The organism is Bacillus sp. T33-2, from assembly GCF_002860205.1.
Classification (GTDB): Bacteria; Bacillota; Bacilli; order Bacillales; family Cytobacillaceae; genus T33-2.
Window position 1 is genome coordinate 116498 of the sequence record NZ_PGVB01000022.1, and the last position, 14596, is coordinate 131093.

Consider the following 14596-nt stretch of genomic DNA (forward strand, 5'->3'; position numbering starts at 1 on the left):
TAAGTCATTTTTTTCCTATATACCCGGAACTTTCTTCTGCATTTTATCGTCTAAATAATGGATGATTTTTCCCCATGTTATTACCCATACTTTTTTCGTAAATGAAAGGAAATCCTTTACACTTCCCAAGTTAATTCCGTAAAATAATGGTAAGATTATCCGTCTACAGGCCTGGTCATTGACTGGTCCGTCTTCTTCAACTGGCTGTAAAAAAAGGATGTGAAGTGCATTTGGCTAAAAAGAAGTCTCCGGCTCCCTTTCGCATAAATCTACTTTTCTTTATCATCTTCATATTGTTTTCGGTACTAGTTTTGCGCCTGGGAATTGTCCAAATTGTCCATGGGGAGAATTACAAGCGTGAAATCGAGAAAAAAGAAGATGTTACCGTGAATAATCCAGTTCCGCGAGGGGTCATGCTTGACCGTAATTTAAAGACCGTTGTTGACAATACGCCAAGGAAGGCCATTACATACACAAATGAAGGAGCAAAACCTGATGAAATGCTTGAAGTGGCGGCAAACCTTGCAAAACTGATCTACAAAAAACCCGGCAACATCCCTGTCAGGGAGAAAAAAGACTACTGGATCATGAAAAATCGTGAGCTGGCTGAGAAAAAGATCACAAAAAAGGAAAGAGCGCTTCAGAAAGCAGATAAACTGAAGGACACAGAAATCTATGATTTGATATTGTCGAGGATTACCGAGGAGGAATTGAATCAACTAACCGAGGAGGATATGGAAGTCCTTGCAATCTTTCGCATCATGAACAAAGGCTATAAGTTCGAACCGCAGATTATAAAAAATGAGGATGTCACTGCTGAAGAATTTGCAGTGGTGAGCGAGCATCTGGAAGTCCTGCCTGGCGTCGATACAAGGTCAGACTGGGACAGGTCTTATCCCTTTAACAGCACTCTGGCATCTGTTCTTGGTTCTGTGACAAGCTATGATAAAGGCCTTCCAGCTGAAAAAATTGATTATTACTTATCAAGGGGTTACAGCAGGAATGACCGCGTGGGCAAAAGTTATCTTGAAATGCAATACGAGGACGTGCTGCGGGGACAGAAGGAAAAAATCGTAAATATCACAGACAAGGCAGGAAATGTCCTTGAAACACAGCTCGTGTCTAAAGGAGAAAAAGGAAAAGCCCTCGTGTTGAGTATTGACATGGAACTTCAGCAAGGGGTCGAGAAATTTATAGAAGATCAACTATGGAAGGCAAAAGCAGAGCCTGGAACCCATCTTTTAGACAGGGCCTATGTTGTGTTGATGGATCCGCGTACAGGTGATGTGTTGACAATGGCCGGCAAGCGGATTGTTAAAAATCCTGAAACGGGCAAACCCGAAATGGAGGACGATGCATTAGGAACAATCACAACCACATACAACGCAGGTTCTGCAGTTAAAGGAGCCACAGTTTTTACAGGATTCAAAACTGGTGCAATAAGCCCAGGTAAAGTATTTAACGATGCAGGAATCAGGATAAAGGGCACTCCGCAAGTTAAAAAATCCTGGACCTATCTTGGCGATGTTAATGATATCTCTGCGCTGGAACAGTCTTCAAACGTGTATATGTTCCATACTGCCATAAAAATTGGAGGAGCACATTATGCACCCGGCGAGCCGCTTGACTTAAGCGATGATGCCTTCGAAATTATGAGGAATTCTTTCGCCTCCTTCGGGCTGGGGGTAAAAACAGGGATTGACCTGCCGAATGAACAGCACGGGTTTAAAGGTGGAAGCAGGCTGCCAGGACATTTGCTTGACCTTTCCATTGGCCAGTATGACACATACTCGGCGATGCAGCTGGCCCAGTATGTTTCAACGATTGCAAACGGCGGTTACCGTATGCAGCCCCACATGGTAAAAGAAATACGGGAGCCTGGTGAAACTCCAGGAGAGCTCGGACCTATCGTAATGGATTTCACCCCGAAGGTTTTGAACACGATTGACAACAAAAAAAACTGGCTGGAAAGGATCCAAACAGGGTTTAGGAGAGTTATGACGTCGGGAACAGCAGACAACTATTTCAGTGACAAAACGTATTCTCCCGCCGGTAAAACCGGCACTGCTGAAGCATTTTACGACGGTCCGCTCCGTAAAAACTACGGGAAAGAACCGCCGCTAGTGATGAATTTGAGCCTTGTTGCCTACGCACCTGCGGAAAACCCGGAAATTGCGATGGCAGTCATCGTACCATGGGCCTACCAGGGAAAAGAAACACATAAATCCAATTTGGTCATTGGCGAAAACGTGATGGATTTATACTTCGCACTTAAGAATCAAAGACAGCAAGCAAACAACACTGCAGCACCTGTTCAAAATCCTTGAACAAAAAAACAACCTTCTATCCGGAGGTTGTTTTTGTTTAGCCATGGTATTGATATGCCTGAAGATTGATAGTCCTCTCATCAATAAATTCAATTCCTTCACTTTCCAGGGAAAGTTTTTGCACATGGAACGACTCATCGTCCCTTAAACCGATCTCCCCTTTTGAATTGATGACCCTGTGCCATGGAAGGTTGTATTTGTGGCTCATCGAGTGAAGGATTCGCACCACCTGCCTGGCACCCCTCGGGCTCCCTGCCAAACGTGCAATCTGCCCGTAAGTCATGACTCTGCCTTCTGGGATTTCTTTGATGATCGCAATTACTAATTCTGTAAAAGTACTCATTTGCAGGCCCACTTCCAAACTTAATAACGATTTCGGCTACTTTTTTATTATAAATGAAAATGGCATTTTAGTTTGGAAAAACTAAATGCCATTGTATTGATCATATAGGATCAAAAGACTTCGATCGGCTGATTCTATGGGCAAGCAAATATATCATGATATAAATGGGAAATGAATAAAAAGGAATCCAATTTTTTGAGTAATATAACCCTAGCCACTCAAATAACGGTTCCCCGACAAAAGAGGTAAGGGCAGAATAGATCACCGCTTTTAACATTGGGTTCCATCCTGGTTTATATTGAAGCCAGAGCATGACTGTCACAGGAATCAGTGATGCATCCCATGGAATGTCAGCCGGGATGATTGGGATTACTTTGCCGGTATAAATCCAAAATCCCATGATTACTCCTATGAAGTCCAGCACATAAGCAATAAAAAGGACAAACATCCCCGCCAACAGCAGTCTTCCTTCACTTCCCCTTTTCCTGAAAATAAACCAGATAATCCAAGAACCGAGAGAAATAGAGACAGAGAGCCAAAAATCCCACTCCCAGAGAGTATTTTCATACCAGTAATTCGCGTAATCGATTTCAGCCTGCCGGATTTTCTCAAAAAAACGCCCTGCTTCATCCATTCTTTGGCTATGAGATATGCCCATGTCCTTCATCCTTTTGCCAGTGTGTCTTTATTGTTGCCAAAAGAATGAATGGTAGACATTGACTGGCAAACCAAAGGGATTTCACTAGCCCCATTTGGACTTCGCTCATAAACTTCACGAGGCACCGTGCTATAAAACAGGAGACAGGACATTTTATTTCCTGCCTCCCAGTTTTGTGCGATTATTCCCTGTCAATACTTCTATCAGCATGTAATGGACGGGCTTGATCCTCCGGAAGCTGTGTATTTCTTTCCAGTTCAGATGTATCTTCACCCATTCCCTTCAAGAATGTCAGCAGCAGAGTGATTGCCCTGTTGATTTCAGGATCTTTTACAGAACGGACAATGTCAAAATAGCCTGTCTCATCGTCTGTGTCCTTATATTCCGCCACCCTCGCTATGCCAGTGTTGATTTTTAACAGTATAGGCTCAAGCTGCCGGACGTTCAGCGTCCCCAGCACGCCAACCAGCAATAGCAGGTTTTTGAGCATATTGGCCGTCTCAGGTGTATCCATTTTTTTCACAAGCAAATCCAGGACCTTGTCTCCCTGGCCAAACAGTCCGTTCAGCAATGCAAGAACACCGCGGTCATGCATATGCCCGATCACTTTAAGTGATTCCAGAATCGCGTCTTTATTACCCAACAGGGCTGTTTCAATTTCGTCGAGGTCCCTTTTGCGTTTTTCTTCTTCACTTACGACAATTCGCTCAATTTTTTTTATCGCTTTAGCCATGCCTTGTCCGCTCCTTTTTCACAAGATCTCCTGGGAAAATATAATCGCGGCGCGCCCATTTTTTCTGGACCTGTACGCCGATTTGCGGCTGCGGATTGCCATTTCTGTGATTGATGCTTGGAAGTGGATTAATTCCTTCTGATTGAAGTATTTCCATCTTCGCCTGAGTTTCTTTATAAGCTGGCGTATCAGTATCCTTGTCTGCGTAACTGCTTGTCAGTAGGTTGATTGCTGCATCCCCGGTATCATTCATCGGAAGGTAAACTTCTTTCCCCTTGACACGGTCGGTAATCACACATTTCACCTTCACGTTGCCATATGGCGAGGTGAGCCGGACGAGCGTTCCATCCTTGATGCCCCTCTCTGCGGCGAGTTCAGGCGACACTTCCAGGAATACTTCTGGTGTCTTGGAAGAGATGCCTTTGGATTTGTATGTCAAATTCCCTTCATGGAAGTGTTCCAAAAGTCGTCCATTGTTGACATGAATGTCATATTCCTCGCCAAATTCAAGTGGTTTTGTCCAGCGAACCGGATAGAGCCTTGCTTTTCCATCTGGGAACGGGAACATGTCAGTGTACAGTAGCGGGGTATCCTCCCCGTTCTCATGTACAGGCCACTGCAGGCTCTTGTATCCTTCCAGCCTTTCGTAGGTAACACCTGAGTAAATTGGTGTGAGCGACGCCACTTCTGCCATGATTTCACCCGGGTGCTGGTATGTCCAGCCGGCGCCCAGCTTGTTTGCGATTGCCATGATGATTTGCCAATCTGGTTTTGAATCGCCCAGCGGCTCCAATACCTGGTACAATCGCTGGATGCGGCGCTCGGTATTTGTGAACGTGCCTTCTTTTTCAAAGCTCGGGCTTGCCGGCAGGACCACATCGGCGAACTCTGCTGTCCTAGAGAAGAAAATATCTTGTACCACAAAGAAGTCCAGTTTTTCATATGCTGCATGGACATGGTTGATATTGGAATCAACAAGACCCATTTCCTCGCCTTTAATGTACATTGCCCTCAAGGTTCCATCATGGATGCCGTCGATCATGTCGTGGTTGTTGATCCCGAGTTTTTCAGGGAGCTTCACGCCCCATGCCTGTTCAAATTTGGCCCGGACCTCTACATTATCAACACGCTGGTATCCTGGAAGATGCTCAGGGCTGCTTCCCATGTCGCTCGCTCCCTGGACATTGTTATGCCCGCGGAGAGGATATGCCCCGGCACCTGGCTTTGCGTAGTTGCCTGTCACAAGCAACAGGTTGGAAATTGCCGTGCTCGTGTCACTTCCGCCGATATGCTGGGTCACACCCATTGCCCATAGTATGGATGTAGTGTTGGCTTGATGGATCATTTCTGCGATTTGAATAAGGTTTTCCTTCGTTATGCCAGTCACGTCTTCGGCATATTCTAACGTGTAGCGCTGCAAGCTTTCGACATATTCTTCAACGCCGTTTACTTTACTGCGTAAAAATTCTTCATCGGCCCAGCCCTGGTCGATGATATACTTTGTCACCGCTGACAGCCACACCATGTCTGATCCTGATTTAGGCCTTACAAACAGGTCGGAGCGCTCCGCCATCTCATGTTCCCTCAAGTCTGCGACAATCAGCTTTTGGCCTTTTAGTTTATGGGACCGTTTTACCCGTGTCGCCAAAACCGGATGGGCTTCTGATGTATTGGAGCCGACAATGATGACGAGCTCAGCTTTTTCAATATCTTTTATCGAGCCCGCGTCGCCGCCATAGCCCACTGTCCGGAATAATCCAACCGTCGCAGGAGTCTGGCAATAGCGGGAACAGTTATCAACGTTGTTAGTGCCAACCACTGCCCGTGCAAGCTTTTGCATTAAGAAGGATTCTTCATTCGTACATTTTGATGATGTGATGAATCCGAGTGCATCAGGGCCGTATTGGTTGTGGATCTCCGCGAATTTCACCGCGATGAGATTCAGTGCTTCCTCCCACTCTGCTTCCCTGAAAGTGTCCCCTTCACGGATGAGCGGCTTTGTCAGGCGTTCTTCACTGTTGACGAAATCCCAGCCGAATTTCCCTTTTACACAGGTGGAAATTCCATTGGCTGGCGCTTCAATCTGGGGCTCTATCTTGAGGATTTTGCGATCCTTTGTCCATACATCGAAACTGCAACCCACACCACAGTATGTGCATACCGTTTTCGTTTTCTTGATGTTTTCATCCCGCATGACAGATTCCACATCCGATATTGTCAAAATGGATCCGTAGCCGGTTTCCACACCTTTTGTGATTTCAATCATCGGACGGAGAGTTTCCTTGGCGATTCCGGTGAGGAAACCTGCCTCGCCGACCATGCCTTTTTCCATCATCGCGTTACAAGGGCACACGGTTGAACAATGCCCGCAGGAAACGCATGATGATTCATTGATTGGCACATCATTGTCCCAGATTACGCGAGGTCGTTCGCGCTCCCAGTCAATCGTGAGCGTTTCTGTCACCTGGACATCCTGGCATGCCTCCACGCAGCGGCCGCACAGGATGCACTGGTCCGGGTCATACCGGTAGAACGGATGGGAATTATCTTCCTCGTACGGCTTCTGGTCAAACGGTGTGCTTTGGTGGTTGATTTTCATCTGCTTAACGGTGTTATGTATCTCACATCCACCATTATTGTAATCACATACTGTACAATACAGTTCATGGTTGTACAAAATGCGGTCCATGCCAATGACCTGTGCTTTCTTGACTTCCGGTGAAACTGTATCAATGACATCGCCATCCTGTATTACTGTTGAGCAGGAGCGCACCATCTCACCATTGACCTCGACGATGCAAGTGTCACATGTTTCAATGGGCCCCAGGCTCGGATGATAACAAACGTGCGGAACTTCAATCGAGCTGTCGGACAGGTATTGCAGCACTGTCTGGTTGCCCTTTGCTTCAACCTCAATTCCGTTTATGGTTATGTTGATCGTTTCTGACAACTGCCTCACCCTTTCGAACAGAATTCAAAATTTTTCACTATAATAATTTCACTACCCTTTCAGTATAAAAACTTAAACACTTAAAAATAGTTTTTAATGAAAAAAGGACCTGCCCATCAATGGCAAGTCCGTAAATTAAATTGTAAAAACACCTAATATAGTATTTTCTTAAAACTGCTGACACTGAAGTAAAGTAATTTAGTACAATCTCTTTACGTAACTTTCTTCCAAAAGGTGGCCTACTTCCTCCTCCGTTACTTTTGTTTTTGCGCAGACATGGGCTGCGAGCATTTTAACTGCGGAAGGCCTCTCGCATTCTTGTAGCCATGTCTCTGCATCCCACAGACCCGAGCGCTTGATCGCCTTGGCACAGTGAATATAACATTCCTCCACCTGGACTCCGATGCCAAGCAGGGGCTCCCTGCCGTTCACCGCTGATTTTTCCAATAAGGCTTTGTCCCTGCTAACGCAGGCTCTTCCATTTACGCGAAAAGTTTCTCCCATCCCGGGGATCAGGAAAATCAGCCCTATTTGTGGATTGTTTAGAATATTAATGATTGAATCCATGCGCCTGTTTCCGGGGCGTTCCGGAATAAACAAGTGCTTGTTGTCAATTATTTGAACGAAGCCAGGTGCGTCGCCGCGCGGTGACACATCACATCTGCCCTTGGAATCTGATGTAGACATGACAAGAAAAGGAGATTTTGAAATAAACTCCTTCGCATGGAAATCGAGTTCATGAATGACCTTATTGGCAGACAGTTTGCTTTGTGTCCCAAAAAGCGGGCGCATCTCCTCGAACTCCTGCATATCCTTAATTTGATCTTGAAAAATCATTTTGTCCACACTCCATTATCGTTTTTTACACCGCAGCATTAATCGAGATCCGCTGAAAAAATAGGAAAAAATCGACTTTGTTTGCCGAACGGATACTTGTTTTGTCACTTTCAAAGGAATCTAAAATTACTGACAGAAATGTATACTAAAACAGGAGGGATGCAGGATGAATACAAGCGCTGTTGCTAAATTGCTGGGAGTGTCACCAAGCACGATTCAACGCTGGGTAAAGCAGGCAGGCCTTCAAATGGTGCGAAATGAACTCGGCCATTACATGTTCACTGAAGAAAAAATAGAAATACTTCGACGGATGCAGCAACAGATCAACAACGGAGCTCTTCTCCAGGATTTAACCGTGCCAGATAAAAAAACCCGCAAGGGTTCTGCTCAAATAACAGAAAATAATCTGGCAGCGGAAAAAGTACTAACCAGAATGACTGAGCTCGAAAAAAAGCTGGATGGAAAAGCAGACGATATTGTTTCCTATCAAATATTGCAGCACCGCCGTGAAATCGAAGAACTGCAAAACCAAATTAAGAAGCTTAGTGAACGCTTAGAAATGCTTGAAGAAAAACCAGTTGAGCCTATCAAACTCCCAATTTCTGATAAGCTGCAGGCCGTTCCTGATTCAAAGCCGGCAAAGAATCCAAGAAAACGAAATTTCTTTGGGATATCGCTCGGCTTTTAGTCATTTGAACGCCATAACCATGCAATATCGACAGCACATCCATTATTGATGTGCTGTTTTTTTATGAAATCCCCTACTGCCTTGGTGCCCAGAGCAAAATCCCCACCCCGATCAGACAAACAGCAGCCCCGAGCCAGTCATACACGTCTGGAGTCTTTTTATGATCCCCCATCCCCAAAGGACAGCAAGGACGATGAAAACACCACGCTTCATACACCCTTCCAAACGCGGGAAACTTTTGCATGGTCGGGATGACTCCATATAAAACCAGGATCAAACCACCGGCAATACCGTACCAGTATGGCTTCCCCTCCCGAAGCCACAGCCACACAAGATACCCGCCGCGTATTTCTACCAAGCCGGCCAGGATGAATAATGCTACCGCGTAAATGATTTCAGACACTCCCTCGGATTGATGATTTTCTGAACAAAGTCTCTGTTAAATCTTGTACACTATTAAAAATTCTATCAGGAGCGACAGTGAACTCGAGTGCATCGTAGTTTGGCAGCCATTGAACACCTGCCGTAACAACTTCAGCCTGTTTACCAGCCAAAATATCCGCATCGCTATCACCGACAAATATAGTATCTTCTTTATCTACACCCAGAAACTGTATAGCCTTCAGCAATCCTTCCGGGTGCGGTTTCGGTTGAATCACATCGTCACCAGTAATGATCACGTCAAAAAGGTTATCCATTTCCAACTGCTTCAAAGAAATGTCGAGGCTCCGCCGCGCTTTTCCGGTTACAACGCCAAGCATCAATCCTCTGGCCTTTATGTCCAATAGTAAGTCGTCTATCTCCAACACTCTCTTAACAAAATCGGAGTGTTTTTCGAGATAGCTGTGGTAAAACAATTCGATTGCCAGTTCTTTATCAGCGCTGAGAAGATTTTCCCTGATGATCCCTGTTTCGGAAGGCCCGAACATTTGCTTAATTTCTTCCGCTGACAGGTCCCTGCCATCAAAATGCTTAAAGACAGATTGAAATGCATAAAAACAAATCGGCAAAGTATCAGCAAGCGTCCCGTCAAAATCAAAAATGATTGCTTTCAAAACAATGCACAACCTTCCTTGCATAATGGCTCTATTCCATTCTAACAAACGATGGAAAAATTTGAATATGATATATCTGTTTTAACAAAAAAGAAAGCAGCATTCGGCCGCTTTCCCGATAATAATTCATAACACGCCTGAAAAAAGGCGGGCATATGATTCCTTGGATCTTTCGACAAATCCTCTCTTATAAAACTCTACTGGCCGAATCCGTTCGCTGTCCTCCATATCTTTTTCGTAATGGGCGACCAAATCGCGGATTGAACTGCACCCATACAAAAACACATTGACCTCGAAGTTCAAGTGGAAACTGCGCATGTCCATATTGGCAGTTCCGATGGATGCCATGTTCCCGTCCACGATTATGACCTTTTGATGCAAAAATCCTTTTTTATAGGAATAGACTTCTATGCCATACCGTAACAACTCCGGAAAGTAAGACCGGCTCGCATATTCAGTCAAGAATCCGTCGTTTTTGTCCGGGACCATGACCCTGACTTCTATCCCTTTGGCGGCAGCAACCCGCAGGGCGGTACGGATTGACTCATCAGGAACAAAGTAAGGGGTTGCAATCCATATGGACTTCGTCGCCGAGGATATCAGCGTATAGTAGAAATCGCTCATGATTCCCTGCTGTGTATCCGGCCCGCTCGCTACTACCTGTGTAGCTCCATCTACTTCATCAGTCTCAAGGGCTGGTTTTTCAGCACGATGGTTTTCCAGGACTTTTTCACCGCTGACATATTCCCAGTCCAGCAGGAACACATTATGCAGCGTATATACGGCTTCGCCGGTCAGTACCATATGGGTATCCCGCCAGTGCCCGATATCTTCATCCTCACCGAGATACTCAATCCCAACATTTAGACCGCCCACAAAACCTATTTCACCATCGATCACGATGATTTTCCTATGGTTTCGGAAGTTCAATTTTTGATTGAAGAACCCGTATTTCAACGGTGAAAATGGATGAACCTTGACACCAGCCCCACGCATTGCCCTGAGGTCTTTTGCAGACAGTTTCATGCTTCCTGCAGCATCAAAAATAAACAGGACCTCTACTCCCGCTTCCGCTTTTTCGATCAGGATATCAATGATTTCCTTGCCTAGCCGGTCAGAACGGAATATATAATACTCAATATGGATGAACCTCTTGGCCTCCCTCATTTTCTTTTTAATTTCAGAAAATGTTTCATGGCCATTTTTCAGGATGGCAGCCCTTGAAGCTGTAGTGATCGGAGTAGGGCAAACTTTATTGGCGTACCTCGCCAAACGGAGCTGATTATCCTGTAAAAATGACAGATCCGGCCGCTCTTGCATTCTCATGAGCCGTTCCCATGCATCCCGGTCCTTGCTTCGCTTATCTTTAAACAGATAGCCTTTTAAATACAGCTGCCCGGAAAATAAATAAAATAAATAACCAACCACAGGCAGCCAAAATATCACATACATCCATAACAGTGTATTATGGGCTGAACGGTTTTCCAGCATAAGCGAATAGTTCGTGATAAAAATGATAACCGCATAGACGCCTATCGCTCCATACTTCCAGGCAGAGTTCATGCCCGTAAAAAACACGATGTAAATGCAGGCTATTAATATAATTACAAATAGAAATTCAATTCGTCGCTTGATCATAGTTGTCCTTTCCCCAGATAAGATAGATACCTTTATATACCCATTTACCTAAGGATAAGAAACTTAGTAAGTTAACAGATAGAAACGGGCTATTTCATCCGTGGCATAAAGTGTCAATGAATATCCACCTTTTTAAAGTAAATGATGGTGGCTGCTAAGCCAATGACTGATGTAGCAGCTATCGCGATATACGAGTATTCTGCAGGGTGTGTATCCAGAAGGGTGTTATTCGCAATGTCACCTGCGGCAGACCAGGGGAACAGCCCCCTATGCTCTGAATTCCCCGCCATTACACTGATCAAGGTAATTACAATCGTAAAGATGATTGGGGGCTAATTCTTCATCAATAAAGTAACAAAAACAATGATCGGTGAGAGTACGAACAGAAAACCGCCGCCCATACAAAATTCTGTAATCGACTCTGATACTAATGCCGCACTCAAACCGTCAAACTGAAACAATAAACCCAGTAGTAAAGTCAGAGCCCAGGCAACGAAAGTCAAAATCATAATCCAAAAGAAGAGAAGCAGCAGCTTGCTCATGATGAAACTCATCCGACACCGGAATAGTCAGGAGGTTTTTTAACGTGTCTTCCATGTATTCCCGGTTAAAAAGGTATGCAGTGACTACTCCATATAAAGCGACTCCGATCACTACAACAGTGTACAAATTAGTTTGATAGAACAATTCATCAAATTTTTCAGAAGGACGGTGAAGAAATGTAGCGACGACAACCATGACAGGTGCTACTGCGGCTCCCTTGATGCTGATTAAAAACATCGTAGAACTGGTACCTGCGCTAACAAGACTGCTGGCCAAATCTGTCTCATAAGGTTCCCTCTCTAAATATTTCTTCAAAAGATCCCTTATTTCCTTATCGTCATCCGCTATTAAAATACGAATTACACCCATTTCCCCACCTGCTTCTTTTAGCAAATTATCACGTTCCACAACTATTATGACACTTCCATAGTGAACGGAATCGAAATTATTTCAAACTTTCTTTGTTGTAACTTGGGACAAACACAGATGTGCAAATCGCTCCTGCTTTTTTTCTCAGTTTTTTGGTTGTAAAATGAATTTAGAAAGGATGTGGAACCATGGCGATTGTATTGCCTCATATTGAAGATTCCAATTCTACATACTATATCCCTCCAAAAGGTGAATATGAACGATTTAAAGATGAAGCCCACTATGCAGAAAAAGTAAGGGAATGGGGCTTGAGCACTACCAGGGAAGTAAAAAAACAGTTCTGGTACAAGGAACGGACACATCAGCGGCTTGTTACGATAAAAGGGTACGAAACTTTCGGCGAAACAGCTGAATATAACACTCTTGTCATCGAATTCCAGGATGGGAACCTATCCTGCATCCATCCTGCCTACCTGAAGGAAATGCAATCCTCCGGCTTCGGCAAAGAAATGAAGGCACAGGATGAAGGCAACTTGCCTGATGCCGCGGTGAAGGAAACGAAACGCACCGAACCAATGGAGACGGGGGACAAGCCAAAGGAAGCTAAATTGGCGGCTGATGCACCCGCGAATTCTCCCCCCTCCCCTGAACAAAAAGAAGCAAAACAACCAAAAGCAAAAAAGGAAAAAACGGCTAAACGGGTACTGCCTGAAGACAAGGTCCACTTCACAGCAAGTGTGAAGCAGCTTGCCCTGAGCTGGAACCATTTCAATGAAGAGAACGACGAAGTGGTCGTACTGGAAAACGTCAAGATCGAAACGGAAGAACCGATTGAGGTGGGTCTCGCGTGGTGTTCCCACAGTAAAACATTGAAAAAATTCGAATTAGCCCCCGGGGATGAACTCGAGTTTGATGGGAAGATCGTCAAAAAGAGCCTGCCGAAAGGGAAGGATGTCGAGGACGAAACCTTGCTTTTGGATGTGCCTGTTGCTTATAAGATCAACAACCCTTCGAAGCTTGTAAAAAAATAGCTTATAAAACGGGGTTGTGCCCATAGGTACAACCCCAAATTAAAATTATTTTTTGTAATCAGTAAAAATGTGTATGGCATCACGCAAAAATTCTGCGGTGCCTGGCTGATCCTTGTCATAGTAAGCTTTGAACCTTTCGTCATCCACATACATTTGTGCGAGCCCGGCATGTGCTTCTTTACTGTATTCGCTCCAGTAATAAGCCAGCCATTGTTTATGCAAGTCGGCAGCTTTTTGGGCAATATCGCTGCCAGGGTCGCCATTTTTAAAGGCTTCGGCCAAAGTGGCTGTAACCTCGTTCGCCAGCCTGGTTACCTCCGCATGCTGTTCCTGTGTCATGTTTTTCAGTTTCTCGTTTGACTTGTTGACGGTATCATCTCCGTATTTCTCCCGAATTTCTTTTCCATATTTTTTTTCATTGTCATCAATCATCTTTTGCTTGAAACCCTCAAACTTTTCTTGATCGGTCATAGTTATTCTCCCTTCAGTTGAAGCTATTGTTTTTTCCACATTGGCTATCAGCATATCCAACTGTTTTCTTTTGTCGAGGAGCTGTTCACGATGTTCTCTTAGGGCTTCTGCTCCGTCAAAGGAAGGATCAGTGACGATTTCTTTTATTCTGTCCAGACTCAGCCCCAGTTCTCTGTAGAAAAGAACCTGCTGCAGCCTGTCTACTTCTTCCTGTCCGTAGATCCGGTATCCTGACGAGTTCATTCTCGCCGGCTTAAGAATGCCAATCTCATCATAATACCTCAGTGTCCTTGTGCTGATCCCTGCCATTTTTCCGAGTTTCTGCACTGTGTATTCCATATGTTCACCTCATGACAATTTAACTGTACACCTTTACGTAACGTGAAGGTCAATACCTCTTTTTCAGGTTTTTCACCATATGTTGTGGTTTATCTTTGTCGGGATTTCAACACCATTGGGAAGAATAGTTTTTCTGGTCCTGGGTGCCTTGTCCATCATAACCTGATGATGGACAGTTTTTGCCTTCGACCTGGCAGTTTTGTCCATCATACACCTAATGATGGACAGTTTTCGCCTTCGGCCTGGCAGTTTTGTCCATCATACACCTAATGATGGACAGTTTTCGCCTTCGGCCTGGCAGTTTTGTCCATCATAGACCTGATGATGGACAGTGTTCTCCTTCGACCTGGCAGTTTTGTCTATCATACACCTGATGATGGACAGTGTTCGCCTTCGGCCTGGCAGTTTTGTCCATCATACCCTTATGATGGACAGTTTTCACCTTTGGCCTGGCAGTTTTGTCCATCATACCCTTATGATGGACAGTTTTCACCTTCGGCCTGGCAGTTTTGTCCATCATACACCTCATGATGGACAGTTTTCGCCTCCTACCTGGCAGTTTTGTCCATCATAGACCGTATGATGGACAGTTTTCGCCTTCGGCCTGGCAGTTT

General features: G+C 44.8%; 13 protein-coding genes and 2 pseudogenes. 3 read left to right on the forward strand and 12 right to left on the reverse strand.

The window, feature by feature from the left end:
* The first annotated feature begins 230 nt into the window (after nucleotides 1-230).
* Nucleotides 231-2327 (forward strand): peptidoglycan D,D-transpeptidase FtsI family protein, encoded by a 2097-nt coding sequence (locus tag CVD19_RS15860; protein ID WP_441296229.1) that lies wholly within the window; start codon nucleotides 231-233, stop codon nucleotides 2325-2327.
* 37 nt (nucleotides 2328-2364) lie between these two features.
* Here CVD19_RS15860 and CVD19_RS15865 read toward each other — a convergent pair whose 3' ends face one another.
* The 5 genes from CVD19_RS15865 to CVD19_RS15885 all read right to left on the reverse strand — a co-directional run bounded on the left by CVD19_RS15865 (nucleotide 2365) and on the right by CVD19_RS15885 (nucleotide 7848).
* Complete coding sequence (locus CVD19_RS15865) at nucleotides 2365-2670, reverse strand: MGMT family protein (protein WP_101583150.1); 306 nt, start codon at nucleotides 2668-2670, stop codon at nucleotides 2365-2367.
* 100 nt (nucleotides 2671-2770) lie between these two features.
* A complete protein-coding gene (locus CVD19_RS15870) occupies nucleotides 2771-3328 on the reverse strand; it encodes a CBO0543 family protein (protein ID WP_101583152.1) in 558 nt (185 codons plus the stop codon).
* 181 nt (nucleotides 3329-3509) lie between these two features.
* On the reverse strand, nucleotides 3510-4061 hold the full coding sequence (locus CVD19_RS15875; RefSeq protein WP_101583155.1) for a DUF1641 domain-containing protein: 552 nt from the start codon (nucleotides 4059-4061) through the stop codon (nucleotides 3510-3512).
* Nucleotides 4054-7011 (reverse strand): formate dehydrogenase subunit alpha, encoded by a 2958-nt coding sequence (gene fdhF / locus CVD19_RS15880; RefSeq protein ID WP_101583157.1) that lies wholly within the window; start codon nucleotides 7009-7011, stop codon nucleotides 4054-4056. Before fdhF ends, CVD19_RS15875 begins: the two co-directional genes overlap by 8 nt.
* A 198-nt stretch (nucleotides 7012-7209) precedes the next feature.
* The gene (locus CVD19_RS15885; RefSeq protein WP_101583160.1) at nucleotides 7210-7848 is read right to left on the reverse strand and encodes a pyridoxamine 5'-phosphate oxidase family protein; all 639 of its coding nucleotides are present in this window, start codon (nucleotides 7846-7848) and stop codon (nucleotides 7210-7212) included.
* A 166-nt stretch (nucleotides 7849-8014) separates the two neighbouring features.
* Here CVD19_RS15885 and CVD19_RS15890 point away from each other — a divergent pair, with 166 nt between their 5' ends.
* Nucleotides 8015-8536, forward strand: a complete 522-nt coding sequence (locus CVD19_RS15890) for a MerR family transcriptional regulator (protein ID WP_101583163.1) — start codon at nucleotides 8015-8017, stop codon at nucleotides 8534-8536.
* 73 nt (nucleotides 8537-8609) lie between these two features.
* Here the strand turns inward: CVD19_RS15890 and CVD19_RS15895 are convergent, their stop codons facing one another.
* From CVD19_RS15895 to CVD19_RS15915, 5 genes and pseudogenes are all read right to left on the reverse strand, one after another.
* Nucleotides 8610-8939 carry a YnfA family protein gene (locus CVD19_RS15895; protein ID WP_101583166.1) on the reverse strand — a complete coding sequence of 110 codons (330 nt, stop codon included), beginning with the start codon at nucleotides 8937-8939 and terminating at the stop codon, nucleotides 8610-8612.
* Nucleotides 8932-9615: an HAD family hydrolase gene (locus CVD19_RS15900; protein ID WP_101583168.1), complete on the reverse strand. Its 684-nt coding sequence runs from the start codon at nucleotides 9613-9615 to the stop codon at nucleotides 8932-8934. The genes CVD19_RS15895 and CVD19_RS15900 overlap by 8 nt, the downstream gene beginning before the upstream one ends.
* A 102-nt stretch (nucleotides 9616-9717) precedes the next feature.
* Entirely contained in the window at nucleotides 9718-11229 is a 1512-nt protein-coding gene (gene cls, locus CVD19_RS15905) for a cardiolipin synthase (protein WP_101583171.1), read from the reverse strand.
* 113 nt (nucleotides 11230-11342) lie between these two features.
* Nucleotides 11343-12009 (reverse strand): annotated as a pseudogene (locus CVD19_RS15910) (ABC transporter permease).
* Nucleotides 12010-12042: 33 nt separating this feature from the next.
* Nucleotides 12043-12141: pseudogene (locus CVD19_RS15915) on the reverse strand (DNA-binding response regulator); the annotation flags it as partial.
* A gap of 188 nt (nucleotides 12142-12329) precedes the next feature.
* Between CVD19_RS15915 and CVD19_RS15920 the strand changes: the two are divergent.
* Nucleotides 12330-13172, forward strand: coding sequence for a hypothetical protein (locus CVD19_RS15920; RefSeq protein WP_101583173.1), 843 nt, complete (start codon nucleotides 12330-12332; stop codon nucleotides 13170-13172).
* A gap of 45 nt (nucleotides 13173-13217) precedes the next feature.
* On the opposite strand, the gene CVD19_RS15925 is transcribed toward CVD19_RS15920, so the two are convergent.
* Together CVD19_RS15925 and CVD19_RS15930 are read right to left on the reverse strand one after the other, a co-directional pair.
* Nucleotides 13218-13982 (reverse strand): MerR family transcriptional regulator, encoded by a 765-nt coding sequence (locus CVD19_RS15925; RefSeq protein WP_101583178.1) that lies wholly within the window; start codon nucleotides 13980-13982, stop codon nucleotides 13218-13220.
* A gap of 310 nt (nucleotides 13983-14292) precedes the next feature.
* A complete protein-coding gene (locus CVD19_RS15930; RefSeq protein ID WP_142383539.1) occupies nucleotides 14293-14499 on the reverse strand; it encodes a hypothetical protein in 207 nt (68 codons plus the stop codon).
* Between the last annotated feature and the right edge of the window lie 97 nt (nucleotides 14500-14596).